The 23,893-nt window shown below is 71.6% G+C and carries 23 protein-coding genes; 9 read left to right on the top strand and 14 right to left on the bottom strand.

The window, feature by feature from the left end; translation table 11 throughout:
• Window positions 1-158: 158 nt before the first annotated feature.
• Genes OG440_RS08465 through OG440_RS08455 form a run of 3 tightly spaced genes read left to right on the top strand, consistent with a single transcriptional unit; the run spans window position 159 to window position 3,285 of the window.
• Window positions 159-1,478, top strand: a complete 1,320-nt coding sequence (locus tag OG440_RS08465; protein WP_406006223.1) for an extracellular solute-binding protein — start codon at window positions 159-161, stop codon at window positions 1,476-1,478.
• On the top strand, window positions 1,478-2,458 hold the full coding sequence (locus tag OG440_RS08460) for a carbohydrate ABC transporter permease (protein ID WP_406006222.1): 981 nt from the start codon (window positions 1,478-1,480) through the stop codon (window positions 2,456-2,458). The genes OG440_RS08465 and OG440_RS08460 overlap by 1 nt, the downstream gene beginning before the upstream one ends.
• Window positions 2,455-3,285, top strand: a complete 831-nt coding sequence (locus OG440_RS08455) for a carbohydrate ABC transporter permease (protein ID WP_406006221.1) — start codon at window positions 2,455-2,457, stop codon at window positions 3,283-3,285. The genes OG440_RS08460 and OG440_RS08455 overlap by 4 nt, the downstream gene beginning before the upstream one ends.
• A 47-nt stretch (window positions 3,286-3,332) precedes the next feature.
• On the opposite strand, the gene OG440_RS08450 is transcribed toward OG440_RS08455, so the two are convergent.
• From OG440_RS08450 to OG440_RS08440, 3 genes are all read right to left on the bottom strand, one after another.
• Entirely contained in the window at window positions 3,333-4,619 is a 1,287-nt protein-coding gene (locus tag OG440_RS08450; RefSeq protein ID WP_406006220.1) for an HRDC domain-containing protein, read from the bottom strand.
• A gap of 193 nt (window positions 4,620-4,812) precedes the next feature.
• On the bottom strand, window positions 4,813-5,472 hold the full coding sequence (locus OG440_RS08445; protein WP_406006219.1) for a LuxR C-terminal-related transcriptional regulator: 660 nt from the start codon (window positions 5,470-5,472) through the stop codon (window positions 4,813-4,815).
• A 242-nt stretch (window positions 5,473-5,714) separates the two neighbouring features.
• On the bottom strand, window positions 5,715-6,341 hold the full coding sequence (locus OG440_RS08440) for a DUF3000 domain-containing protein (RefSeq protein WP_406006218.1): 627 nt from the start codon (window positions 6,339-6,341) through the stop codon (window positions 5,715-5,717).
• Between the two features lie 238 nt (window positions 6,342-6,579).
• Here OG440_RS08440 and hemE point away from each other — a divergent pair, with 238 nt between their 5' ends.
• Window positions 6,580-7,647, top strand: a complete 1,068-nt coding sequence (gene hemE / locus OG440_RS08435; protein ID WP_406006217.1) for a uroporphyrinogen decarboxylase — start codon at window positions 6,580-6,582, stop codon at window positions 7,645-7,647.
• A gap of 6 nt (window positions 7,648-7,653) precedes the next feature.
• On the opposite strand, the gene OG440_RS08430 is transcribed toward hemE, so the two are convergent.
• The gene (locus OG440_RS08430) at window positions 7,654-8,466 is read right to left on the bottom strand and encodes a rhomboid family intramembrane serine protease (RefSeq protein ID WP_406006216.1); all 813 of its coding nucleotides are present in this window, start codon (window positions 8,464-8,466) and stop codon (window positions 7,654-7,656) included.
• 124 nt (window positions 8,467-8,590) lie between these two features.
• On the opposite strand from OG440_RS08430, the gene OG440_RS08425 reads away from it, so the two are divergent.
• Window positions 8,591-8,860 (top strand): hypothetical protein, encoded by a 270-nt coding sequence (locus tag OG440_RS08425; protein WP_171400078.1) that lies wholly within the window; start codon window positions 8,591-8,593, stop codon window positions 8,858-8,860.
• A gap of 86 nt (window positions 8,861-8,946) precedes the next feature.
• Here the strand turns inward: OG440_RS08425 and OG440_RS08420 are convergent, their stop codons facing one another.
• Both OG440_RS08420 and OG440_RS08415 read right to left on the bottom strand, forming a co-directional pair.
• Window positions 8,947-10,329 carry an FAD-dependent oxidoreductase gene (locus OG440_RS08420; RefSeq protein ID WP_406006215.1) on the bottom strand — a complete coding sequence of 461 codons (1,383 nt, stop codon included), beginning with the start codon at window positions 10,327-10,329 and terminating at the stop codon, window positions 8,947-8,949.
• A gap of 27 nt (window positions 10,330-10,356) precedes the next feature.
• Window positions 10,357-11,343 carry a DUF4349 domain-containing protein gene (locus OG440_RS08415; protein WP_406006214.1) on the bottom strand — a complete coding sequence of 329 codons (987 nt, stop codon included), beginning with the start codon at window positions 11,341-11,343 and terminating at the stop codon, window positions 10,357-10,359.
• A 160-nt stretch (window positions 11,344-11,503) separates the two neighbouring features.
• Here OG440_RS08415 and hemG point away from each other — a divergent pair, with 160 nt between their 5' ends.
• Both hemG and hemQ read left to right on the top strand, forming a co-directional pair.
• Entirely contained in the window at window positions 11,504-12,967 is a 1,464-nt protein-coding gene (gene hemG, locus OG440_RS08410; protein ID WP_406006213.1) for a protoporphyrinogen oxidase, read from the top strand.
• 5 nt (window positions 12,968-12,972) lie between these two features.
• Complete coding sequence (gene hemQ / locus OG440_RS08405) at window positions 12,973-13,704, top strand: hydrogen peroxide-dependent heme synthase (RefSeq protein WP_307165903.1); 732 nt, start codon at window positions 12,973-12,975, stop codon at window positions 13,702-13,704.
• Here the strand turns inward: hemQ and OG440_RS08400 are convergent, their stop codons facing one another.
• From OG440_RS08400 to OG440_RS08380, 5 genes are all read right to left on the bottom strand, one after another.
• The gene (locus tag OG440_RS08400; protein WP_406006212.1) at window positions 13,705-15,315 is read right to left on the bottom strand and encodes an alpha/beta hydrolase; all 1,611 of its coding nucleotides are present in this window, start codon (window positions 15,313-15,315) and stop codon (window positions 13,705-13,707) included. It lies immediately after the preceding gene.
• A 131-nt stretch (window positions 15,316-15,446) separates the two neighbouring features.
• Entirely contained in the window at window positions 15,447-16,229 is a 783-nt protein-coding gene (locus tag OG440_RS08395; RefSeq protein WP_406006211.1) for a TIGR04222 domain-containing membrane protein, read from the bottom strand.
• Between the two features lie 261 nt (window positions 16,230-16,490).
• Window positions 16,491-17,273, bottom strand: a complete 783-nt coding sequence (locus OG440_RS08390; protein ID WP_406006210.1) for a DUF4142 domain-containing protein — start codon at window positions 17,271-17,273, stop codon at window positions 16,491-16,493.
• Between the two features lie 260 nt (window positions 17,274-17,533).
• A complete protein-coding gene (locus tag OG440_RS08385) occupies window positions 17,534-19,117 on the bottom strand; it encodes a DUF692 domain-containing protein (RefSeq protein WP_406006209.1) in 1,584 nt (527 codons plus the stop codon).
• A 161-nt stretch (window positions 19,118-19,278) separates the two neighbouring features.
• Window positions 19,279-20,001, bottom strand: a complete 723-nt coding sequence (locus OG440_RS08380; protein WP_406006208.1) for a peptidyl-tRNA hydrolase — start codon at window positions 19,999-20,001, stop codon at window positions 19,279-19,281.
• Window positions 20,002-20,059: 58 nt separating this feature from the next.
• Here OG440_RS08380 and OG440_RS08375 point away from each other — a divergent pair, with 58 nt between their 5' ends.
• Together OG440_RS08375 and OG440_RS08370 are read left to right on the top strand one after the other, a co-directional pair.
• Window positions 20,060-20,920 (top strand): ATP-binding cassette domain-containing protein, encoded by an 861-nt coding sequence (locus OG440_RS08375; protein ID WP_406006207.1) that lies wholly within the window; start codon window positions 20,060-20,062, stop codon window positions 20,918-20,920.
• Entirely contained in the window at window positions 20,917-21,588 is a 672-nt protein-coding gene (locus OG440_RS08370) for an ABC transporter (RefSeq protein WP_406006206.1), read from the top strand. The genes OG440_RS08375 and OG440_RS08370 overlap by 4 nt, the downstream gene beginning before the upstream one ends.
• Before the next feature lie 205 nt (window positions 21,589-21,793).
• On the opposite strand, the gene OG440_RS08365 is transcribed toward OG440_RS08370, so the two are convergent.
• The 3 genes from OG440_RS08365 to OG440_RS08355 all read right to left on the bottom strand — a co-directional run bounded on the left by OG440_RS08365 (window position 21,794) and on the right by OG440_RS08355 (window position 23,701).
• Window positions 21,794-22,363, bottom strand: coding sequence for a hypothetical protein (locus OG440_RS08365; RefSeq protein WP_406006205.1), 570 nt, complete (start codon window positions 22,361-22,363; stop codon window positions 21,794-21,796).
• A 243-nt stretch (window positions 22,364-22,606) separates the two neighbouring features.
• Window positions 22,607-22,795 (bottom strand): hypothetical protein, encoded by a 189-nt coding sequence (locus tag OG440_RS08360; RefSeq protein WP_406006204.1) that lies wholly within the window; start codon window positions 22,793-22,795, stop codon window positions 22,607-22,609.
• A 51-nt stretch (window positions 22,796-22,846) separates the two neighbouring features.
• Window positions 22,847-23,701 (bottom strand): polysaccharide deacetylase family protein, encoded by an 855-nt coding sequence (locus OG440_RS08355; RefSeq protein ID WP_406006203.1) that lies wholly within the window; start codon window positions 23,699-23,701, stop codon window positions 22,847-22,849.
• Window positions 23,702-23,893: the final 192 nt, after the last annotated feature.

The following is a 23,893-nucleotide window of genomic DNA, read 5'->3' as shown; positions in this document are numbered from 1 at the left end:
CCCACAACTGAGCGCCACTTCTTCATCGTTGGCGGGAATCGGACTTTACCGGTTGAGAAAGCGCTGTCAGAGTGCCGAATCAGCCAACCCGCTCGTGTTCGACCAACCCGCACGTGCTCGTCCGTCCCGAGAACATCCCGAGAACGGAAGTGATGCACATGAACCGCCGCACCGTCACGGCCCTCGCCACGGTCGCCGGAGCCGCCCTGCTGCTCCCGGGCTGCACCGGCACCGGAGGCAGCGCGAAGGGCGCCGACGCCAACGCCCCCGACGACCCCTCCAAGGTCAGCGGAACCATCACGGTCCTCACCGTGCGCACCGACCTCGTGCAGGACGGCACGATGAAGAAGTACGCCGCCGAGTTCAACAAGACCTATCCCAAGGTCAAAGTGGAGTTCCAGGCCCTCACCAACTACGAGGCCGAGATCAAGATCCGGATGAACACGGACGACTACGGCGACGTCCTGCTGATCCCCGCCGTCATCAAGAAGGACGACTACCCGAAGTTCTTCGCCTCCCTCGGCACCGCCGCCGAACGCGGCAAGAAGTACCGCTTCACCGACTTCACCACCGTCGACGGCAAGGTCTACGGCCAGAGCCCGGTCGGGGTGATGCCCGGCTTCGTCTACAACAAGCGGGTCTGGAAAGAGGCAGGGGTCACCGAGTGGCCCACCACCCCGGCCGAGTTCCTCGCCGACCTCAAGGCGATCAAGGCCAAGACCGACGCGACCCCCTACTACACGAACTTCGCCGCCCAGTGGCCCCTGACCTCGTGGACGTACGCCAACGGCTCGGTCCACTGCGACCCGCAGGCGACCACGAAGCTCGCCGAGGACGACCCCTGGGCCGAGAACTCCGATCTGCGCGTCGGCGACACGCTGCTGTACGACATCGTCAAGCAGGGCCTCGCCGAGAAGGACCCGACGACCAGCAACTGGGAAGAGTCCAAACCCCGCACGGCCAAGGGCGAGATCGCCACCCAGTGGCTCGGCACCTGGGCGATCATCCAGTTCCAGGACGCGGCGAAAAAGGCCGGCGTGAACCCGGACGACATCGGTTTCATGCCGTTTCCCGCCCAGACGGACGGCACCTTCTGCGCGACCGTCGGCCCCGACTACAACCAGGCCGTGAACGTCCACTCCCCGCACAAGGAGGCGGCCCGCGCCTGGATCGACTGGTTCACCGACAAGTCCGGTTACGACAAGGACAACCTGGCGATCTCCCCGCTCAAGGAGGCGGCCATGCCCGAGGTGCTGAAGCCGTACGAGGAGGCGGACGTCAAGCTCATCGAGCTCGACGACTCGGCGGGCGCGAAGGTCAAGCTGATCGACGACGAGTCCGAGGTCGGCATCTACAAGCCCGAGTACCGCCAGGATCTGGTCGACCTGGCACGCGGCGCCAAGAAGGGCAGCCTGGACGACTTTCTAGGCGGACTCGCCAAGAAGTGGACCGAGACGCAAGCGAACGTGAGCGACTGATGGCGCACGCGCACACGCACACCCCCACTCCGGGCCACCGCACCGAGCAGGCGGACTCCGAGGCCGTGACACCGGTTTCGAAACGCACCGCTCCCACGCCGGCGCCGCGCCGGGCGCGGACCTGGCGGCTGCTGACCCCCTGGCTCTTCCTGCTCGCCCCGCTCGCCCTGCTGATCACCTTCACCTACGCGCCGATCGCCAACATGGTCGCCTACAGCTTCACCGACTGGGACGGCGTGAGCCCCGAACTGCACTACACGGGGACCGAGAACTACACCGAGATCTTCACCAGGGAGGACCTCTTCCAGGTCTTCTGGGTAAGCGGCTACTACCTGGTTGCCTCGGTGATCCAGATCGTCGCCGCGCTGTACTTCGCGACGATCCTGAGTTTCAGCATCCGTTTCCGGAACTTCTTCAAGGGCGTGCTCTTCTTCCCGTCCCTTGTGAACGGCGTGGCAATCGGTTTCGTCTTCCTCTACTTCTTCCAGGACGGCGGCACCTTCGACACGGTGCTCGGCCTCTTCGGCTATCACACCGACCACGCCTGGCTGGGCACCCCGGCCTCGGCCAACGTCTCGCTCGCCGGCGTCTCGATCTGGCGCTACCTCGGCATGAACTTCGTCCTGTTCCTCGGCGCGATCCAGTCCATCCCGGGGGAGCTGTACGAGGCGGCCGAACTGGACGGGGCCGGCCGCTGGCACCAGTTCCGCTACATCATCCTGCCCGGCATCAGGCCGGTGCTGACCCTGACGGTGATCCTCTCCGTCTCGGGCTCCCTCTCGGCCTTCGAGATCCCGTACATCATGACCGGCGGGGCGACCGGTACCGAGACCTTCGTGATCCAGACGGTGAAGCTGGCCTTCCAGTTCAACAAGACGGGGCTCGCCTCGGCGGCGGCGGTCGTGCTGCTGCTGATCATCCTGCTGGTGACCTGGGTGCAGCGACGTCTCGTCCCCGACGACAGGGTGGACCTCGTATGACACGCCGTACCGTGGCCCGCGCGCTGGTGTACCTGTCGCTGATCGCCGCGACGCTGGTCGTCCTGCTCCCGCTGGGCGTCGTCCTGCTGACCTCGCTGAAGACCGAGAACGAGACGGCGAACGGCAGCGGAGCGCTCACGCCGCCGCACGACCTGTTCAACTTCCACAACTACGTGACGGCGTTCCGGGACGGCGGCATGCTCACGGCGTTCGGCAACACCGCCTTCATCCTCGTCGTCTCGGTCGGCGGAACCGTTCTCATCGGGTCGATGACCGCGTACGCGATCGACCGGTTCACCTTCCGTTTCCGGAAACTGGTGATCGCCCTGTTCCTGGTCGCCGCGCTGGTCCCCGGGGTGACCACGCAGGTGGCCACCTTCCAGATCGTCCACAGCCTCGGCATGTTCGACACCCGCTGGGCCCCGATCGCCCTCTACATGGGTACGGACATCGTCTCGATCTACATTTTCCTGCAGTTCGTGCGCTCGATCCCGATCTCCCTGGACGAGGCCGCCCGGCTCGACGGCGCCAACGCGTTCACCATCTACCGGAAGATCATCTTTCCGTTGCTGAAACCGGCGATCGCGACGGTCGTGATCGTGAAGGGGATAGCCGTCTACAACGACTTCTACATCCCTTTCCTCTACATGCCCTCACAGGATCTTGGCGTGATCTCGACGTCCCTGTTCCGCTTCAAGGGCCCCTACGCCGCCCACTGGGAAACGATCTCGGCAGGAGCGGTGCTGGTCATCCTGCCGACACTGATCGTCTTCCTCGCCCTCCAGAAATACATCTACAACGGTTTCATGAGAGGAGCGACGAGGTAACCGTTTGCTGCTGCTGCTGCTGCCGCAAGCGCCTCGTGCGCGACTCGTCAGGCGTCCTGACCGGCCAGTGCCGCGGCGAGCACCGGCGCGACCTGCTCCACCTGCCACGGCCGTGCCCCGTACGAGGCGAGCGCGTCCGCGACCGCTTCGGCGTCGGCCGCCGGCGGCTCCCAGCAGACCCGCCGCACCGCGTCCGGGGCGATCAGGTTCTCCTGCGGCATGTTCAGTTCCTCGGCCAGCGCGGAGACGGCCGCGCGCGCCGCGGACAGCCGCGCCGCGGCCACGGGGTCCTTGTCGGCCCAGGCCCGCGGCGGCGGCGGGCCCGCCACCGGCTGCCCCGGCTGCGGCAGCAGCGACTCGCTCAGCGCCCTCGCCCGGTCGACCGCCGCCTGCCACTGCTCCAGCTGCCGTCGGCCCATCCGGTGCCCGAACCCGTTCAGCGCGGCCAGCGCCTGCACGTTCAGCGGGAGCGACAGCGCGGCCTCCACGATGGCCGCGTCCGACAGCACCTTGCCCGGCGACACGTCCCGCCGCTGCGCGATCCGGTCCCGGGTCTCCCACAGCTCCCGCACGACACCGAGCTGCCGACGCCGGCGCACCTTGTGCATGCCGGACGTACGGCGCCACGGGTCCTTGCGGGGTTCGGCGGGCGGGGCGGCGGCGATGGCGTCGAACTCCTGGCGGGCCCAGTCCAGCTTGCCCTGCCGGTCCAGCTCCTTCTCCAGCGCGTCGCGCAGGTCGACCAGGAGCTCGACGTCCAGGGCCGCGTACCGCAGCCAGGGGTCGGGCAGCGGCCGGGTGGACCAGTCCACCGCGGAGTGGCCCTTCTCGAGGACGAAGCCCAGTACTCCCTCGACCATCGCGCCGAGGCCGACCCGCGGGAACCCGGCGAGCCGTCCGGCCAGCTCGGTGTCGAACAACCGCGTCGGCACCATGCCTATCTCGCGAAGGCACGGCAGGTCCTGGGTGGCCGCGTGCAGCACCCATTCCACACCGGACAGCGCCTCGCCGAGCGCGGAGAGGTCGGGGCAGCCCACGGGATCGATCAGCGCGGTGCCGGCGCCCTCGCGACGCAGCTGCACCAGATAGGCGCGCTGTCCGTAGCGGTAGCCGGAGGCGCGCTCGGCGTCGACGGCGACGGGGCCGGTACCGGTGGCGAAGGCCGCGATCACCTCGGCGAGGGCGGTCTCGTCGGCGATCACGGGAGGAATGCCCTCGCGTGGTTCGAGCAAAGGAGTCGGCGCCCCGGAGTCAGCTGATCCGCCGTCGTCCGGAGGGGCGCCTCCGGTGGTTCGCAGTGAACTGGCTGCTGCGGTTTCTTGGGCGTCGGTCACCTGTCAAGGGTATCCGTGTATGGACGGCGCCCGCCGACGGAACGTTCCGTCGGCGGGCGCCGGGGGGTCGTAAACCAGTCAGGACGGTGAACGACGGGGAGGGGGGCGGGAAGAAATCGGTCGGTGACGGGAGAAGCCGGGCCGGGGGTCACGGGGCGTTCCCGGGAAGATCCCTCGGGTGCCGGGCGGGGTCTCAGTGGATGATGCCGGTCCGCAGGGCCACCGCGACCATGCCGGCGCGGTCACCCGTGCCGAGCTTGCGGGCGATGCGGGCGAGGTGGCTCTTGACGGTCAGCGCGGACAGGCCCATCGAGACGCCGATCGCCTTGTTCGACTGGCCTTCCGCGACCAGTCGCAGGACCTCGACCTCGCGGCCGGAGAGCTCGCGGTAGCCGCCCGGGTGACTCGGGGCACCCGGGGGGCGGCGGTGCATGCGGGCGGCGGAGCCCATGGGGGAGGCGCCGGGTCGGCTGGGGAGGCCGAGGTTGGTGCGGGTGCCGGTGACCACGTAGCCCTTGACGCCGCCCGCGAGGGCGTTGCGCACGGCGCCGATGTCGTCGGCGGCGGAGAGGGCCAGCCCGTTGGGCCAGCCCGCGGCGCGGGTCTCCGACAGCAGGGTGAGGCCGGAGCCGTCGGGCAGGTGGACGTCGGCGACGCAGATGTCGCGGGGGTTGCCGATGCGGGGACGAGCCTCCGCGATGGACGAGGCCTCGATGACGTCGCGCACACCGAGCGCCCACAGATGGCGGGTGACGGTGGAGCGGACGCGTGGGTCGGCCACGACCACCATGGCGGTGGGCTTGTTCGGGCGGTAGGCGACCAGGCTTGCGGGCTGCTCGAGGAGAACGGACACCAGGCCTCCTGGGTGGGGGACGGGGGCCGGCTCGCGGGGCTTGTGGGGAGGAAGCCGGGACGAACCGTGCTTTCAAGGTCACAGTCGTCTTCGGCAGCGAACCCGGGGTCCTTTAGAGAATGATCACGATCTAGTGAGTAACAATACGTGCAATTCGGACACGCGATCGATCATCCGAAGATCGAGTCGGTTTAAGTGGGTCTCTTACGGGATCGAAAATGGCCGTATCGACAAAGAGATGGTCAACGTGACTGGGGCCCCCGGCGCTGCGGCAGCGTCACCACCGACGCGTCCCCAGGACCGGCCGGCGGCAGCCCCGCCACCTGCGCCAGCAGATCGCACCAGGACGCCAGGTGCGCCGCCGCCTCCGGCACCCCGCCCAGCCCCTCGCGCGGTGTCCAGGAGGCCCTGATCTCGATCTGTGAGGTCGCCGGGCGCTCCGCCAGCCCGCCGAAGTAGTGCGACCCCGCACGGGTGACCGTCCCGCTAGGCTCGCCGTAGGTCAGCCCGCGCGTCTGGAGCGCGCCGGTCAGCCACGACCAGCACACCTCCGGCAGCAGCGGGTCCGCGGCCATCTCCGGCTCCAGTTCGGCCCGGACGAGGGTCACCAGCCGGAACGTCCCGCGCCAGGCGTCGTGCCCGTCCGGGTCGTGCAGCAGCACCAGCCGACCGTCGGCCAGGTCCTGGTCGCCGTCCACGACCGTCGCCTCCAGCGCGTACGCGAACGGTGCGAGCCGCTTGGGGGCCGGTGTCGGCTCCATCTCGATCTGCGGCCGCAGCCGGGCCGCCCTCAGCTGGTCGACGGCCGCCCGGAAGGGCGGTGGTCCCGACCTGGTCCCATCCGGGTCCCCCTCGTTCGCGTCATCCATCCCGCCAGCGCCGTCCGACAGTCGTCCCTGAGCCGCAGCCATGCGGGGAAGATTAAGGGGAACGGGGCCTTCGCGCAGGGCAAGACACCCGTGCGGGGCTCGCGGACGGGTGCGCGCTGGGCGAACAGGCGCACGGACCGCGCACGCCCGGGACACGCGACCGAGGCGGGGCGGGGCCGGGTGCGGGCACGGCAGGGGGCGGCCTCACCGCCTCCGGCGCCGTGCGAGACTTGCCGTCGTGAGCGCGAACGAGAGCCCGGCGGGCCGGCAGCCGACAGCGACGTACGACAGTGCCTTCCTGAAGGCGTGCAGGCGTGAACCGGTGCCCCACACGCCCGTGTGGTTCATGCGGCAGGCCGGGCGCTCCCTGCCGGAGTACCGCAAGGTCCGCGAGGGCGTCCCGATGCTCGAGTCCTGCATGCGGCCCGAGCTGGTCACCGAGATCACCCTGCAGCCCGTGCGCCGGCACGACGTGGACGCGGCGATCTACTTCAGCGACATCGTCGTACCGCTCAAGGCCATCGGTATCGACCTCGACATCAAGCCCGGCGTCGGTCCGGTCGTCGAGCGTCCGATCCGCACCCGCGCCGACCTCGCCCGGCTGCGCGACCTCACCCCCGAGGACGTCTCCTACGTGACCGAGGCCATCGGCCTGCTGACCGCCGAACTCGGCGCCACCCCCCTCATCGGTTTCGCGGGCGCCCCGTTCACCCTCGCGAGCTACCTCGTCGAGGGCGGTCCGTCCCGCACGTACGAGAACGCCAAGGCGATGATGTACGGCGACCCCGAGCTCTGGGCCGACCTGCTCGACCGCCTCGCGGAGATCACCTCCGCCTTCCTCAAGGTGCAGATCGAGGCCGGCGCGAGCGCCGTCCAGCTCTTCGACTCCTGGGCCGGCGCGCTCTCCCCGGTCGACTACCGCCGCTCCGTGCTGCCCGCCTCCGCGAAGGTCTTCCGCGCGGTCGAGGGGTACGGCGTCCCGCGCATCCACTTCGGCGTGGGCACCGGCGAACTGCTCGGGCTGATGGGCGAGGCCGGGGCGGACGTCGTCGGCGTCGACTGGCGCGTCCCGCTCGACGAGGCGGCCCTCCGGGTCGGCCCCGGCAAGGCGCTCCAGGGCAACATCGACCCGACCGTCCTGTTCGCCGGCACCGAGGCCGTCGAGGCCAAGGCCCGCGAGGTCCTCGACACGGCCGACGGCCTGGAGGGCCACGTCTTCAACCTCGGCCACGGCGTCATGCCGTCCACCGACCCGGACGCGCTGACCCGCCTCGTCGAGTACGTCCACACGCAGACCGTCCGCTGACCTCGCTCACCAGGTGTGCCGGGGGCGCGCCCGTCTGCCGAACAGCAGCCCGCGCGGCTCCGGCGGCGCGGGCGTGCCCGGCTTGAGCGGCCAGGCGAGCAGCATGCCGGCGAGGAAGCCGACGACGTGCGCCGCGTACGCCACGGTGCCCGCGCCCGAGACGCCCTCCCCGGAGGAGTACACGGCCTGGAGCACGAACCAGAAACCCAGCACCAGCCAGGCCGGCAGCCGCAGCGGCAGAAACACCAGGAACGGCACGAGCACCCACACCCTGGCCTTCGGGTACAGCACCAGGTAGGCGCCCAGCACTCCGGCGATCGCCCCCGACGCGCCGATCAGCGGATCGGTCGAGTCGGCGTTCAGCAGGGCGAAACCGTACGACGCCGCGTAACCGCAGGCGACGTAGAAGAGGGCGAAGCGGACGTGCCCCATGCGGTCCTCGATGTTGTTGCCGAAGATCAGCAGGAACAGCATGTTGCCCAGCAGGTGCAGCCAGCCGCCGTGCAGGAACATCGCGCTGAGCACGCTCAGCGCGGGCGACTTGTCGTAGCGCGGCGGGGCCAGCGCGCAGCCCGCGCCCCGCACGTCCCCCGTGGGGACGAGCTGCGCCAGCTGATGGTGGATCAACTCCCGTGGTACGGCGGCGTAATGCTCCAGAAAGGCGTGCAGATGGCACGTCTGGGCCAGGCTGCTGTCGCCCGCCGTGGAGCCGGACAGGCCCGGCATGAACAGGAACACGAAGACGTTCGCCGCGATGAGGGCGTACGTCACCACCGGGGTGCGGCGCACGGGATTCACGTCATGGACGGGGATGACCACAAGGAAGTTCTGCCCCCGATCCGTTCGGCGAACCGGTGAACGGGGATCCCCACGGGCGCGTATGAACCGTCAACTGCTCGCGGCACGAGGAAGGCGGGCCGCGGGGACGACGTGAGGAACAGCGATGAACGACCGAGTTACTCCCCCGATGCACGCCACTCCGGACGGCGAGGCGGAGATCTCCCTGGTGATCCGGCTGCCCTGGGAGGACGTGGCACGGCTCGGCCAGGAGGCCGGGCGGCTGGCCGCGCAGATGCAGCGGCCGGTGACGCTGGACGAGGCCGTCAGCAGCCGGCTGCGGTCACGGCCGGCGCCCGCGGCCCATGCCAAGCCCGCCGAGCAGCCGCCCGCCGCGGCGGTCTCCGCGCTGCCGCGACTGAGTGGAACCGCTTGAGCAACGTTGCGGGGGCCGGGTGCGCGGGGACTGCTCGCGCGGCCCCCCACGCCGCTCGGGCCGCTCGCCCCGCCCCCACACCACGGCTAGGACTCGCGGACCTTCGCCGACGCCTTTCGCGCCGCCACCAGCACGGGATCCCACACCGGTGAGAACGGCGGCGCGTACCCGAGGTCCAGGGCCGTCATCTGTTCCACCGTCATCCCGGCCGTCAACGCCACCGCCGCGATGTCGACGCGTTTGCCCGCACCCTCCCGCCCGACGATCTGAAGGCCCAGCAGACGGCCCGTGCGCCGCTCGGCGAGCATCTTGACCGTCATCGGGGAGGAGCCGGGGTAGTAGCCGGCGCGGCTGGTCGACTCGATGGTGACCGCCTCGAACCGCAGGCCGACGCGACGGGCGTCCTTCTCCCGCAGGCCGGTGCGGGCGATCTCCAGATCGCACACCTTGCTGACGGCCGTGCCGACCACGCCGGGGAACGTGGCATAGCCACCGCCGACGTTCGTGCCGATCACCTGGCCGTGCTTGTTGGCGTGGGTCCCCAGGGCGATGTGACGCTCCTGGCCGGAGACCAGGTCCAGGACCTCGACGCAGTCGCCGCCGGCCCACACGCTCCCGTCGGCGAGCGGCCCGCGCACCCGCATCGCCAGGTCCGTGAGGAGCCCGCCGTGCGGGCCCAGGGGCAGGCCGGCGGCCCGCGCGAGCGCCGTCTCCGGACGCACCCCGATGCCCAGCACCACCACGTCCGCCGGGTACTCGGCGTCCTCGGTGACCACCGCCCGGACCTGACCGTCCCCGGCGGTGCGCAGCGCGGTCACCTCGGTGTCGTTCACCATCGTGATGCCCAGGCCCTCCATGGCCCGGCGCACCAGCCGCCCCATGTCCGGGTCCAGGGTCGACATCGGCTCGCTGCCCCGGTTGACGACCGTCACCTCGTAGCCGCGCTTGATGAGCGCCTCGGCCATCTCCACACCGATGTAGCCCGCCCCCACGACCACGGCCCGCTTCCCCCGCGCGCGTGACAGCGTGTCGATCAGCGCCTGCCCGTCGTCCAGGGTCTGCACCCCGTGCACGCCCGCCGCGTCCATGCCCGGCAGATCCGGCCGGACCGGACGGGCCCCCGTCGCGATCACGAGCTTGTCGTACGACGTCCAGGACTCCGCCCCGGAATCCAGCGCACGCGCGCGTACCCGCCGCCCCGCGACGTCGATCTCCGTGACCTCCGTGCGCAGCCGCAGGTCGATCCCGCGCGCGCGGTGTTCCTCGGGTGTGCGGGCGATCAGGTCGTCCCGCTCGGTGACGTCGCCACCCACCCAGTAGGGGATGCCGCACGCCGAGAAGGACGTGAAGTGGCCCCGCTCGAAGGCCACGATCTCCAGCTCCCCCGGCCCCTTCAGACGGCGGGCCTGGGACGCCGCGGACATACCCGCGGCGTCCCCGCCGATCACCACCAGTCGCTCGATGCTCATGCGAACACGCTACGGGGCGACCCCAGTTCAGTCCTCCTCGGGCTCGCGCACCCCGGCCGCGTTCACCGCGCCCCCGTGCACGCCCGCAGCGCCCGCAGCCCGCACCCGCCGCCGCGGCCGCACCAGCCGCAGCCACACCAGCAGGAGCAGGAGGCCCGCCACGAGGAAGGGCAGCGCCGCGCCGAAGACGACGGCGATCCAGCGCAGCGTCGTCACGAACGCGTCCCAGCCGCCCGCCAGCGCGTCCACGAACCCCGGGTCGTCGTCCTCGGCGGCCACCACGACCGGCTTCTCCGACAGCGTCAGCGTGACCGTCGCCAGGCTCGTGCGGTCCTTCAGGGACGCCTGCTGGGCGAGCAGCGCCTCGAGGTCCGCCTCCCGGCCGCTCAACTCACCCTCCAGGGTGACCACGTCACTCAGCTTGGTGGCCCGGTCCATCAGCTCACGGACCCGGGCGACACTGGCACGCTGCGAGGCGATCCGGCTCTCGACGTCGACGACCTGGTCGGTGACGTCCTGGGCCTTCGCCGTGCGCTCCAGCAGCTTGCCGGCGCCCTGGAGAGCGGCGAGGACGTCGTCGTACTTCGCGACGGGCACCCGCAGCACCACCCGGGTCCGCTCGGCGCCGTCCTCCTCCCGGACGGTGGTCTCGTCGCCCACATATCCGCCCGCGTTCTCGGTGGTCGCGCGAGCCTCGTCCAGGGCCTTGGGCACGTCCTTGACCTGCACGGTCAGGGAGGCGGTGCGGATGATGCGGTTGGCGGTGAGGTCGGGGGCGGAGGTGGCCTTCGAGCCGCTCGCGCCCGCCCCCTCCTTCGCGTCCTGCGCGGCGTCCGCGTCACCGGCGCCGGCCTCCCCGACGGCCGCCTTGTCGGCCGAACTGCTGGCGCCCGAGTCGTTCGCGCCGCTGCATCCGGTGAGCGCGAGGGCCCCGGCCAGCAGGATCCCGGCCAGGGCGTGACAGGGCCGTGCGGAACGTCGTACCGAGCGTCCCGCGGAACGTGGTGTGCGCATGTGGGTGTACCCCCGAGATGGTGACGACTGTGACGTTCCTTCGACGCCCGGGCGGGCCAGGACGTTGGCGGGAATCGGTTCCGAACAGGTCACGGTCGGGACGCGGAGAGGACACCGGCCCACGACGGTGGTGTCGGTGGGGTCTGAGAGAGTGGGACCCATGAGCTCAACGGGTACGGGCACAGGGCAGCACGTCATCGTCGTCGGAGCCGGCATCGCCGGGCTGGCCGCCGCCCACCGGCTGCTGCGGCGCGGGGCGCGGGTGACCGTCCTCGAGGCCTCCGACCGGGTGGGAGGCAAGCTGCTGCCCGGCGAGATCGCGGGTGTGCGCGTGGACTTCGGCGCCGAGTCGATGCTGGCCCGCCGCCCCGAGGCGGTCGCCCTCGCACGCGAGGTGGGCCTCTCCGACCGCCTGCGCCCGCCCGCCACCGCGACGGCCTCCATCTGGACCCGGGGTGCGTTGCGCCCCATGCCCAAGGGCCACGTCATGGGCGTGCCGGGCACTGCGGCCGCCCTCGCCGGACTCCTCTCCGACGAAGGGCTCGCCCGGATCGAGCGCGACGCCGACCTGCCCCGCACCGAGGTCGGGGACGACGTGGCGGTCGGGGAGTACGTCGCGGCACGCCTGGGCCGCGAGGTCGTCGACCGCCTCGTCGAACCGCTGCTCGGCGGGGTGTACGCCGGCGACGCCTACCGGATCTCGATGCGCTCCGCCGTCCCGCAGCTCTACCAGGCGGCACGAACCCACACCTCGCTGACGGAAGCCGTCCGCGAGATCCAGGCGAAGGCCGCCGCCGGCGGGCGGACCGGCCCGGTGTTCATGGGCATCGAGGGCGGTGTGGGCTCCCTGCCCCTCGCGGTCGCCGAGTCCGTGGCGGCGCGCGGCGGCGAGATCCACACGCGCGTACCCGTGACCGGGCTACGCCGGGCGCCCGGCGCGGGCTGGCACGTCATCGCGGGGGAGCGGCTGCTGCACGCCGACGCCGTGGTCGTCGCCGTGCCCGCCCCGGCCGCCGCCGCGCTGCTGGCCCCCGAGGCCCCCGGCGCCGCCGCCGCACTGCGCACGGTCGAGTACGCCTCCATGGCCCTGGTCACCCTCGCCTACCGGCGCGCCGACACCGTCGGCGCCCTGCCCGACGGCAGCGGTTTCCTCGTCCCGCCCATCGACGGCCGCACCATCAAGGCGTCCACCTTCGCCTCCCGGAAGTGGGGCTGGATCGCCGACGAGGACCCGGACACGGTCGTGCTGCGCACCTCCGTAGGGCGGTACGGCGAGACGGAGATCCTGGGCCGCGACGACGTCGGCCTCGTCGACGTCTCCCGGCACGACCTGCGCGCCGCCACGGGCCTGGACGCCACGCCCGTCGAGACCCGCGTCACCCGCTGGACGGACGGCCTGCCGCAGTACCCCGTCGGCCACCACGCGCGCGTGGCCCGCATCCGCGAGCAGGTCGCCGAGCTCCCCGGCCTCGCGGTCTGCGGCGCCCCGTACGACGGCGTCGGCATCCCGGCCTGCATCGCGAGCGCGTACGCCGCGGTCGACCAGCTCGGCGGCGACCTGAGCGCCGTACGGGAGCTCGCGGCCCACCCGGTGCAGAGCCTGCACGGCGGAGCGGGAGAATGAGAGCCATGAGTGACGACGCCCCCACCACCGAGTCCGGCAGGGTCCCGAACAAGGGCAAGCTGGCCAAGGACCTCAACGAGGTCATCCGCTACACGCTGTGGTCCGTCTTCAAGCTGAAGGACGTGCTGCCCGAGGACCGCGCGGGTTACGCCGACGAGGTCCAGGAGCTCTTCGACCAGCTCGCCGCCAAGGACGTGACGATCCGCGGCACCTACGACGTGTCCGGCCTGCGCGCCGACGCCGACGTCATGATCTGGTGGCACGCCGAGACCGCCGACCAGCTCCAGGAGGCGTACAACCTCTTCCGGCGCACCCGGCTGGGCCGCGCCCTGGAGCCGGTCTGGTCGAACATGGCGCTGCACCGCCCCGCCGAGTTCAACCGCTCGCACATCCCGGCGTTCCTCGCCGACGAGACGCCCCGCAACTACGTGAGCGTCTACCCCTTCGTGCGCTCCTACGACTGGTACCTGCTGCCCGACGAGGACCGGCGCCGCATGCTCGCCGACCACGGCAAGATGGCCCGCGGCTACCCGGACGTCCGCGCCAACACCGTCGCCTCGTTCTCGCTGGGCGACTACGAGTGGCTCCTGGCCTTCGAGGCCGACGAGCTGTACCGCATCGTCGACCTCATGCGCCACCTGCGCGCCTCGGAGGCCCGCATGCACGTCCGCGAGGAGGTCCCGTTCTACACGGGCCGTCGCAAGGACCTCACGGAGCTCGTCGCCGGACTCGCCTGATCAGCGCCCCGGCCGGGCGGCTCGCTCCGCGGGGGCGACCGCCGGCCGGGGTTCGGCGTGCGGTGCGCAGGCCGCGCGCCGCCCCGGGAGCCGGCCCTCCAGCAGGTAAGCCTCCAGGTGGCCGTTGACGCACCGGTTCGGGCCGCCCGCGATACCGTGCGTACCGGCGTCCCGCTCGGTCACCAGCACCGAACCCGTCAGCCGCCGGTGCATCTCCAGCGCCCCGGCATAGGGCGCCGCGGCGTCCCGCTCGGAGGCCAGGATCAGCGTCGGCGGCAGCTCGCCCGGACCCGTCCGCACGTCGACCGGCCGCTGCCGGGGCGCCGGCCAGTACGCGCACGGCAGGTTCGCCCACACGTTGTCCCACGTCTCGAACGGCGCGACGCGCGCCAGCCGCGTGTTGTCGCGGTCCCACACCCTCCAGTCCGTCGGCCAGGACGCGTCGTTGCACTCCACGGCCGTGTACACGGCATTGGCGTTCTCCGCCTCCGCGGCGGCCTCCCGCACCGGCCCGGCCTGCGCGATCAGCTGCTTCGGATCGCCCTTCAGATACTCCGACAGTGCCTGCGCCCGCGCGGGCCAGTAGTCGTCGTAGTACCCGGCCTGGAGGAACGCGCCCTGGAGCTGTCCCGGGCCCACCTTCCCGCCGGCCGGCTCCGCGGCCAGCATGGCGCGCGCCCGCTCGTAGCTGCTCAGCACCGCCTCCGCCGTACCGCCCAAACCGTACACGTCGTCGTGCTTGGCGACCCACTCCCGGAAGTCCGTCCAGCGGCTCTCGAACGCCGCCGACTGGTCGAGGTTGTTGCGGTACCAGATCTGCGCCGGGTCCGGGTTCACCGCCGCGTCGAACACCATCCGCCGCACGTGGGAGGGGAACAGCGTCGCGTAGACGCTTCCGAAATAGGTGCCGTACGACGCCCCCATGAACGTCAGCCGCTCCTCGCCGAGCGCGGCGCGCAGCACGTCCAGGTCGCGGGCGTTGTTGAGCGAGTTGTAGTGCCGCAGGGCGCTGCCCGACCGCTTCGCACAGCCTTGGGCGTACGCCTTGGCCTGCGCGACACGCTCCCGCTTGTACGACTCCGAGGGGTGGTCCGGAGCGGGGGAGGGCCCCTTGAAGAAGCGCTTGGGATCCTGACAGGAGAGCGGCGCCGAACGGCCGACCCCGCGCGGGTCGTAGCCGACGAGGTCGTAGGCCGCCCCGATGCGCTTCCACTCCGGCAGCAGCCCGATCAGCGGGAAGTACAGGCCCGAGCCGCCGGGACCGCCCGGGTTGAAGACCAGCGCGCCCTGCCGGGGCACCCGGTGCTTGCTGTTGTGCGGATCCCGGTGGGTGGCCCGCACCCGGCTGACGGTGAGCGCGATCTGCTTGCCGTCGGGGGCCGCGTAGTCGAGCGGGACGGAGACCTTGCCGCACTGCATGCTGCCGGGCAGATCCTGCGCGTCGGAGCAGTTCCCGAACTCGACACCCTTCGCCGCGGCCCGCGCGGCGGCCAGGACGACCCCGGGCGAGCCGGACAGGCCGCTGATGTTCGGGGCGCCGCCCGCCGGGACGGCGGAGAGGGCGGTCAGAAGCAGGGCTCCTGCGGCCGAGTGGAGGGCGGCGGCTCTCATCGGGGGTCCCTTCGGTGCACGGCGGCGACAAAAGGGATGGTTGGTTCGACCGTGGGGGAAGGCAAGCACCAACGGCGGGTGTCGGCGCCAATGCCCCTTGTGCGCCCCCCGGTGGTCGAGCGCGCCCCGCCTCAGTCCCTCCCGTACTGCTCACGATGAGCGAAGGCCGCCCGCAGATCCGGCTCGCCCACCGCGCGGATCCCGCGTACGGCGACCGAGGTCAGAAACGTACGGTCGTCCGCCGTCCCCGCACCCCCGGTGTGCCGCGCCAGCGCACCCAGCAGCCGCTGCCCGGCCGGGGAGGCCCAGCGCGAGTACGGGTGCACCTCCACCCGCGCCATGGCCAGGCAGCTCAGCGTGAGCACCAAGGGCAGCGCGAACCAGAGCGCGATCAGATCACGAGGCATGTCCGCGGTGGCGGGGAACAGCAGCGCGGTGACACCCAGCGCGAGGACGGCCACGGCGGCGACCCGCACCTGCCGCACCCCGTCCGCGACGGTCGTACGGGCCCCTTCGGGCACCGCGAGACCGGCACGGACCAGCCGGTCGGCCAGGCCGCCCACCGCGTCCGCGGCGGCCGCCGCGGCCCGCGCCGGGGCGATACGGGACTGCCCCTCGGGCCCGATGGCCCCTATGACCGACCGCTCCATCTCGTCGCGCCCGCGCGGGTCCACGACGGTCGCCCAGCCGGTGCGGGCCAGCATCAGCCGCCGCTGCCGGGCCATCGAGACCATGGTCAGGTCGGCGACCCTGCCCGGACCGCCGGAGAGGAAAGCCGCCTCGTAGAGCGTCAGATCGTGTCCCTGGCCCGCGTTCTCGTCGAGGGCCGCCGTCCGTACCGCGGCCAGACACAGCCGTGCGCACGCCGCGACCGCGACGGCCCATGCCAGCAACAGGAGAAGCACCCAGACCATGCCGCGTTTCTACGCCATGCGCACAGGAAGACGCCACGCCCTGTTCACAGTCCGGACCGGGACCGGTGGATATGTGACGTTCCGTTTGCCTTCGCCTGTGCCTCCGCCTCTGCCGTCACCTTCGCCCCGGTTCCGGCCCGGCCTCGGGAACAGGCGCGGAAACGGATGCGGAAACGGACGGGCAGCAGACGCGGAAACGGACGGAGAAACAGACGCGGAAACGCACTGGGAGACGAACGGGGAACGGACGGGAAACCGGTGTCAGGTGCCGGGTGGAGGGCTCACCGCGGCCGGCGGGAGCGTGTAGGTGGGATACGGCGACGACGACGGAGTCACCGGCACGGCCGACCCGGGGTCGGCCGTCGGACCCGGTGGGCCGGGGGAGCGGGTGATCGGCGGCGTGCTGCCCGCGGCCATGTCCCGGGCGAGGGCGTCGTAGTCGACGTACCCGGTGGCCTCGAGGATCTTGATGTGGTCCAGCACCGTGGTGTTGGCATCGTCGGCGAGCCGGCGCACCAGCGAGTTGCGGGTACTGGCCCGCACCTGGGCGACGACGGAGAACACCCGCCCGTGCGCGAGACGCAGGGTGTTGGCGAACTTCCAGTCGTACTGCTCGCCCTGCGCCGCGTCGAGGTCGCTCAACCAGCCCTTCTGCTGGTCGTTGGGCTCGTTCGGCAGGGCGAGGCCCAACTGGGAGGCGACGGTGCGCACCCGCTCGTCCAGGAACGTGTGCCCCTCGACCAGGTGCCGGCCCGCCGTCCGTACGGCCTCGGTCGTGCCCTTCGTCTGCGCCTGCTGACCGGCGGGCAGCTCCCACAGTCCCGCCAGCCTGACCTTCGTGACGAACTCCCGGTCCAGCGCGGACAGCGGCCCGTACTGCGTCGAGACCGTCTGCGCGTTCAGTACGTCCACTCCGGTGCCCGACCGGTCGGCGTACGACCAGATCGGGAAGACCAGCGCCGCCAGGGTCGCCGCCAGGCCCGTGATGATGAGCCCGGTTCCGCTGAAGATGCCTCTGCCCTGTACGGGGGGTCGCGGCCGCATGGGTGCCTCCTGCTCGCGGCACTGCACACTAGTGCGCTTCGGTTGCGGGACTGGCTGGCATATTACTGCGCCTGCGCCGCCAACTGCCGTATGGGTGCAAAAGGTTACCGAGGGGGCATTGCGGGCCGTGTGAGACTGCCGGAACGGGCTCCTAAACGGGAGAAAGCATGTGGAAACGGTTGAGAAGCTGTTGTGCCGCGGGCGGGATGAGGTGGGGTGTTAACCCCGGCACATTCGGGCCACGCACGACACCGGACGTCTCATCGTCGAACCAACGTCCGCCCCACCCGTCCCACTCGCCCGAGTCGTGACGTCGGCCTCGGTGCCGGGCCCGAGCGGTCCAGCCACCAGCGGCGCAGTTCGCGACGGGCTCTGCCCTCCGCCGCCCGTCCGCCCAGGAGCGTCTCCTCGGCGAAGTCGAGAGCGTCCTGCCGGTAGCCGCCGCGCATCGGGTGCCCTTGGGCGTAGGCGATGAACGCCGGGCGGTAACCGCTTCCGAGGATCAGCGGCAGCTCCGGGGCCACCTTCGCCACCACATCGGCCCGCTTCGCCGCCAGCGCGCGGGACTGTACGCCGAGCCGCACCCGGTCGAAGCCTTCGGGGACCGGCGTCCCGGCGACCAGCGCGGACAGCAGGGCCGCCTGCGCGAGACCGAGGCGCTGACGCGTGGCCTCGTCGAGGACCTCCGGGTCCGACTTCGACGCGCACGGGGCGGATCCGTTTCCGGCCTCATCCCCGGTACGGGCCCCGGTACCAGCTTCGGTCCCAACCTCGGTCCCAGTCCCAGTCCCAGTCCCGGTCTCAGCTCCGATCCGCGTTCCAGCGGCGGTGGCGGTGGCGGTGGCGGTGGTTGCGGGCGCGGTCGCCGTCGCGGCCACGGTCATGGTTGTGGTTGTGGTTGTGGTTGTGGTTGCGGTTGCGACAGCGGTTGCGGGCGTCGTCACGGTCATGGTCGCCGCCTCCGTCGCGCGGTGCCCGCCCGCGCTCGAACGACGGGCCCGCGCGAGGGCACCCTCCTGCCCGCCCGCTTCGACGGCGGCCCTGATCATGCCCAACTCCCGCTCCAGTTCCACCGGTTCGGGAAAGTTCTCGTCCCGCTCCAGCAGCACTCCCGGCGGCGACACCCGGGACGCGAGGTCGGCGAGGATGTCGAGGACCGGCCGGGGAACCGGGTGGGCGTGACTGTCGTGCCAGACGCCGTCCCGCTCGAAACCGCCCGCCACGTGAACGTAGGCGATGGCCTCCAGGGGCAGTTCGGCGAGCGCCTTCGCCGGATCCTCGCCCCGGTTGACGTGGTTGGTGTGCAGGTTGGCCACGTCGATGAGCAGCCGCACACCCGTGCGGTCGGCCAGCTCGTACAGGAACTGCCCCTCCGTCATCTCGTCGCCCGGCCACGCGAGGAGCGCGGCGATGTTCTCGACGGCGAGCGGCACGGGCAGCGCGGCCTGCGCGATCCGTACGTTCGCGCACAGCACCTCGAGGGCGTCGCGGGTGCGCGGCACCGGCAGCAGATGTCCGGCCTCGAGCCGCGGGGACGCCGTCAGGGGGCCGCCCGCGCGGACGAACGCGATGTGCTCGGTGACCAGCGGCGCATCGAGTGCCTCGGCCCGCTCGGCGAGCGCGGCCAGCCGTCCCGCTTCGGGCCGCTCCGCATCGCCCAGCCCGAGCGAGACACCGTGCGGGATCACGGTGACCCCGCGCTCGCGCAGCCGTAGCAGCGACTCGGGCAGATGCCCGGGACACACGTTCTCGGCGACGGCCTCGACCCAGTCGATGCCCGGCATACGTTCCACGGCCTCCGCGATCTCCGGCCGCCAGCCGATCCCCGTCCCCAGTCGCCTCATGGTCCCCGCCTCCTTCGTGCCCCCTGCGTGGTGACGGGGGTATGGCCCCGCCACCGCCTTCCGAACCGCCCGCCACCCGCCTTCAGAGCAACATTTGAGGTTCGGGCCACCGGGCTGAAGAGCTGCGGGGCCGTCCGGCCGCGAGGTGGTCCGCGGCCGGGCTAGCGGGCCCGCAGGGCCGGGTGGTCCGCGACCACCGTGCAACTGCCCGGCGCGATCTCGGTGAACCCCGCGTCCCGCACCAGCGGCAGTCCGCTCTCCGTCAGCTCACGCCACCTCCGCGGGTCCGCCGTCCGCACGGCGAGCGGAAAGCCCGCCTCACGCCAGGCGGTCCGCTGCTCGTCCGACAGCTCCCACCAGGCCAGCTGCGCGCCGTGCCCGGCCTGCGCCATCGCCTTGCCCGCGGACATGGCGACCTCCGGGTTCTGCCAGATCACCGCAGTCGTGGGGTCGATGTCGGCCGGTGGCTCCGGGTCCTCCAGATCGGTTCCGGAAACCTGGAGCTTCACCAGGTCCTTGGGCCAGCCGTCCAGTGGAACGGGCGGGAAAACCCTTACTTCCGCCGCCTTGCCCGCGACCGTGATCCCGGGCAGCGCCTCCGCCCGCCGCCACTCGGCGCCCCGAGCCCGCCGCACCACCTTGCGGATCCGGGCGTCCTGCCAGTCACGCATGGCAGCCGCCCACTCGCCGCCGCCCAGCGCCCGCTCGTCGGCGAGGATGGTCAGCACGGCCCGAGCCGCCGTCTCCAGCGCGTCCGTGCGCGGCGGCGGGTCGGCACGCTCGATACGGACCACCAAGGGCAGCACGAACTGCGGTGCCTCGTCCCGTATCGAAGGCTCGGAACGGAAAGGGCTGTCGCCGGGAACGGCCGGATCAGTGGTCACGTCCCTCAGTCTGCCAGGTGGAAAGATCCGTACATCCGCGAGTGAAGGGACGGTCCGCATGCCACGTGAGCTACGGCTGGAGGCCGTGGGCCGCCGCTACGGCGTGCGCGGCCCCTGGGTGTTCCGCGACGTGCACCTGAACCCGGCCCCCGCCGCCCTCACCCGCATCGAGGGTCCCAACGGCACCGGAAAGTCCACCCTGCTCCGCCTGCTCGCCCGCATCGACGCCCCGACCGAGGGCAGGGTCACCGGCGCCCCCCGCACCGCCTACGTTCCCGAACGTTTCCCCGCCGCCCTCCCCTTCACCGCCCTCGGCTACCTCACCCACCTCGGCGCGGTCCACGGCCTGTCCCGTACGGCGGCCGAACGTGCCGCGGGCGACTGGCTGGACCGCTTCGGCGCCTCCGCGCACGCCCACACCCCGATGAGCCGCCTGTCCAAGGGCAGCAGTCAGAAGGTCGCCGTGGCCCAAGCACTTCTTGCCGAACCGGAGTTGCTCATCCTGGACGAGGCCTGGACCGGTCTCGACACCGACGCGCGCGCCGAACTGGAACGCGCCGTCGCCGAGCGCACCGCCGCCGGATCGGCCGTCGTCTTCGTGGACCACGACCCCCGCCGCCTCGCCGGCCGGACGGACGCCGCATACGCGGTCCGCGACGGCACCCTCCACCGCCGCAACTCGGTGGAACCGGTTGCCACCCCCGACGGCCCCCACGTGATCATCGAGGTGCACGGCCCGACCGCCCCCCTCCCACCGGAAGCCCTCCGGCTGGCCACCACCACCGAGGAGACGGCCGACCGCACCCACCGGCTCACGGTTTCCGCCTCCCACTCCGACGTCCTGCTCCGCACCCTGCTGACCGCCGGCCCCCCGTGGCACGTGGTGAGCGTCCGTCAGGACGGGGGCGACCACCGGTGACCGCCCTCCTGCGCTATCAGACCGCTCTGTTCCTGCGCTCGCAGCGCTGGCTGCCCCCGTTCCTCCTCTACGTCGTCTTCCTGGGCATCGGCGTGCAGGGCGGCCAGCCGCTGCTGGACTCGCTCGGCTACACGGCCGCGTTCCTGCTGCCCGTCGCCGCCTGGCTGGTGCGGATCTGCGTGACCAACGAACCCCCGGCCGCCCGTACCGTCGTCGCGGCGGCGGTCGGGCCCGGGCGGGCGCACCTGGCCTGCGTCCTGGTCGCGCTGACCACGGCCGTCGTGCTCGGTGCGGCGGCGACGGGTCTGGTCACCTTCATCAGCGACCCGGTCGGCAGTGACCACCACCAGCACGTGCCCGTCCTGGAATCCGCCGGCGCGGGACTGCTCGCCGTCCTGACCTGCGCCATGCTCGGTACGGCCGTCGGCGCCCTCACCGCCTGGCCCGTGCTGCGCTCGCCGGGCCGCGCGGTGCCGACGCTGCTGCTGGCGGCCCTGCTGGCACTGGTGGTCAGCGGTTCCCCGGCGCAGGCGGCGGTGAACGGCCTGGTCGTCGGCTCCCGGTCGGCCACCGTCCACGTGCCCCTGCTGCCCGCGGTCGCGGCAGCCCTGCTGACCGTCGCGGCGACGGCGCTGGCGTGCGCGCTGACGTCACGCCGCGCACCGTGAGCAGGGGACAGGGGGCGGGGGGCAGGGGTGGGGGCGCCGGGGCGGGGCGGGGTGGAGGAAAGCGGTTACGTAGCGGGGAACCATCGTGCGACGGCGAGGTGCGTCGGTAACCGGCTACGGATCAGCGACACGATCATCCGTCGGTAAACGATCACGAATCAGTTACCGGCCGTCGTCGCCGACTACCCGTCAGCAACCGGTTACTTCACAGCGGTGCCGACTCCACCCTGCCCGTGAACCGGCCGCCCACTTGTTCGGCGAGCCAGTGGACGCGGGTGATCTGGTCACCGTTCCGGTCTCGGGCGTGCACGTGGACGGTGTGGTCCTGCGACGGTTCGTTCTGGTAGAGGTCCCGGGAATTCACCGTCAGCGTGAGGTAGGCGTATTTCTGCGAGATCTCTTCCAGCCCGGCTTCGGGAACCGCAGGCCATGCGTCCGGATCCCACCGGACAGCTGCGGGATCCGGCCCCAGGGCGGCGATGAAGGGCGTGGCACGGTCCAGCGGGCGTCCCCAGTCGGACACCCGGATCGGCAGACTGTCCGCAGGGTCGTCTCCGTCCTCCGAAGAACCGTGCTCCTTGCCGGCCGACGCCCACCATTCGAGGTCGGGCAGTACGTGACGCACTCGCGTCAGGACCTCCGGCGACCTGATCACGGCTTCGAAGTCGACCTCTCCCTGGCCGATGTCCGCAACGGCCAGCAAGGTGCGCACCGCACGTATCGCTTCGGAGAGGTCGGCGGTGGTGAGGACGGCGGCCGCAGCGGAGTTGCTCATCCCGGAACCATAGGACGGCACTCCGAGATCAGCCCGGGCAGGTTCCGACCTGTGCCGGATATCCGGCGCCCTGATGCCCAGCCGATAGGGCCTGAACTGGGTGCGCCCGCCCGCTGTCCCGGTGTGACGATCACGGAAAGCGGGCGGCAGCGCTCTCGGCGCTGAGGTGAAGCTTGGCGGCAACCGGTTACCTGTCAGTTGCCGGCGGCCGTGGGGAGCCAGCGGGTACCGCCGTGCAATCGGTTACCCCGAGCACGCTGTCCGCTGGGCCTCCTGCCACTCGCACACCGGGCACAGCGTGATGCCCTTGTACGACTCCGGATACTCCGTCGGCTTTTGGCACAGCACGCAGTCCGCGTACGGCGGCCCCTCGGCCCGGGGCGGCGTGGTCGCGTCGATCAGGCAGTACTCCCGGTCACTGTCGTCGCTCATACCTCCAGCGTACGTAAGCGATGACGACCTACGAAGGGGGGCAGGTGTGGTTCAGCGTCGTCGGCTCGCCGCCCCGATGAGCTCGGACACCTTCACGAACCGGTACCCCTGACGGCGCAGCTCCGGCACGACGGTCCGTACGGCGCGCTCGGTTGTCGGGGCGGCGCTGCGCGTGCAGTGCATGACGACGACGGAGCCGGGCCGGACTCCGTCCAGTACCTGTCGGGCCACCGCGTCCGCGTCGGTCGCGAACGCGTCTCCGCTCACCACGTCCCACTGCACCGCGGTCACTCCCAGGCCGCTCACCGCGCGCAGCGCACGCCGGTCGTAGCAGCCGCCGGGAAAACGGAAGTAAGGCATCGCGTCCGGCACGCCGGCCTTGCGAAACGCTGTATACGCCCGTTCCACGTCCGCACGCATCCTGTCCTCGGGGACGGTCGGCAGGCCGTAACAGTCGTCGGTGAAGGCGTAGTGACTGTAGGAGTGGTTGGCGATCTCGAAACGGGGGTCGCGGCCGAGGGAGCGGGCCTGCTCCGGGTATTCCTCGGCCCAGCGGCCGGTCATGAACACGGTGGCCGGCACCTTCAGCGCCCGCAGTGCCGCGATCAGTCCCGGGTTGTCGAAGTGTTCGCCGGCCGCGGCACGGGCTCCCTGGTCGGCGGTCATGTCGGCGTCGAAGGTCAGGGCGACCGTCTTGTCGGCCGTGCGGGGCGCGCTGCTGAAGACGGGGGTGAGGCCGGCCGGACCTGGGGCCAGTGTGGGCGGCCGGCTGGGGGGGTTGGACACGTGCGCGGGGCCGGCCGGACGGGCGACGCGTGGCTCCTGGGGCGTGCCGCAGCCGGTGAGGGAGGTGAGTGCGGCCCCGAGGGCACAGAGGGCGGCGAGGTGACGTACGGGAGGGATCATCGTATGAAGTTATGAGTGTTGTGATGGTGTTCATGGCTATATGCGGCCGCGTCCCTGGTGGTGTCACCCGCCCGGGCTCTTGCTCGCTCTCTCGAGACTCCCGCCCAGGCGTGGATGCGGAACGCTGCGCCCGCCGCCTCACCGGCGTTCCTGGAGCCGGGGGGCCTGTCCGGCGGGAGCCCGCCGGACAGG

It is taken from the genome of Streptomyces sp. NBC_00637, from assembly GCF_045161545.1.
Classification (GTDB): Bacteria; Actinomycetota; Actinomycetes; order Streptomycetales; family Streptomycetaceae; genus Streptomyces.
This window is presented reverse-complemented; position numbering and strand designations above follow the sequence as displayed.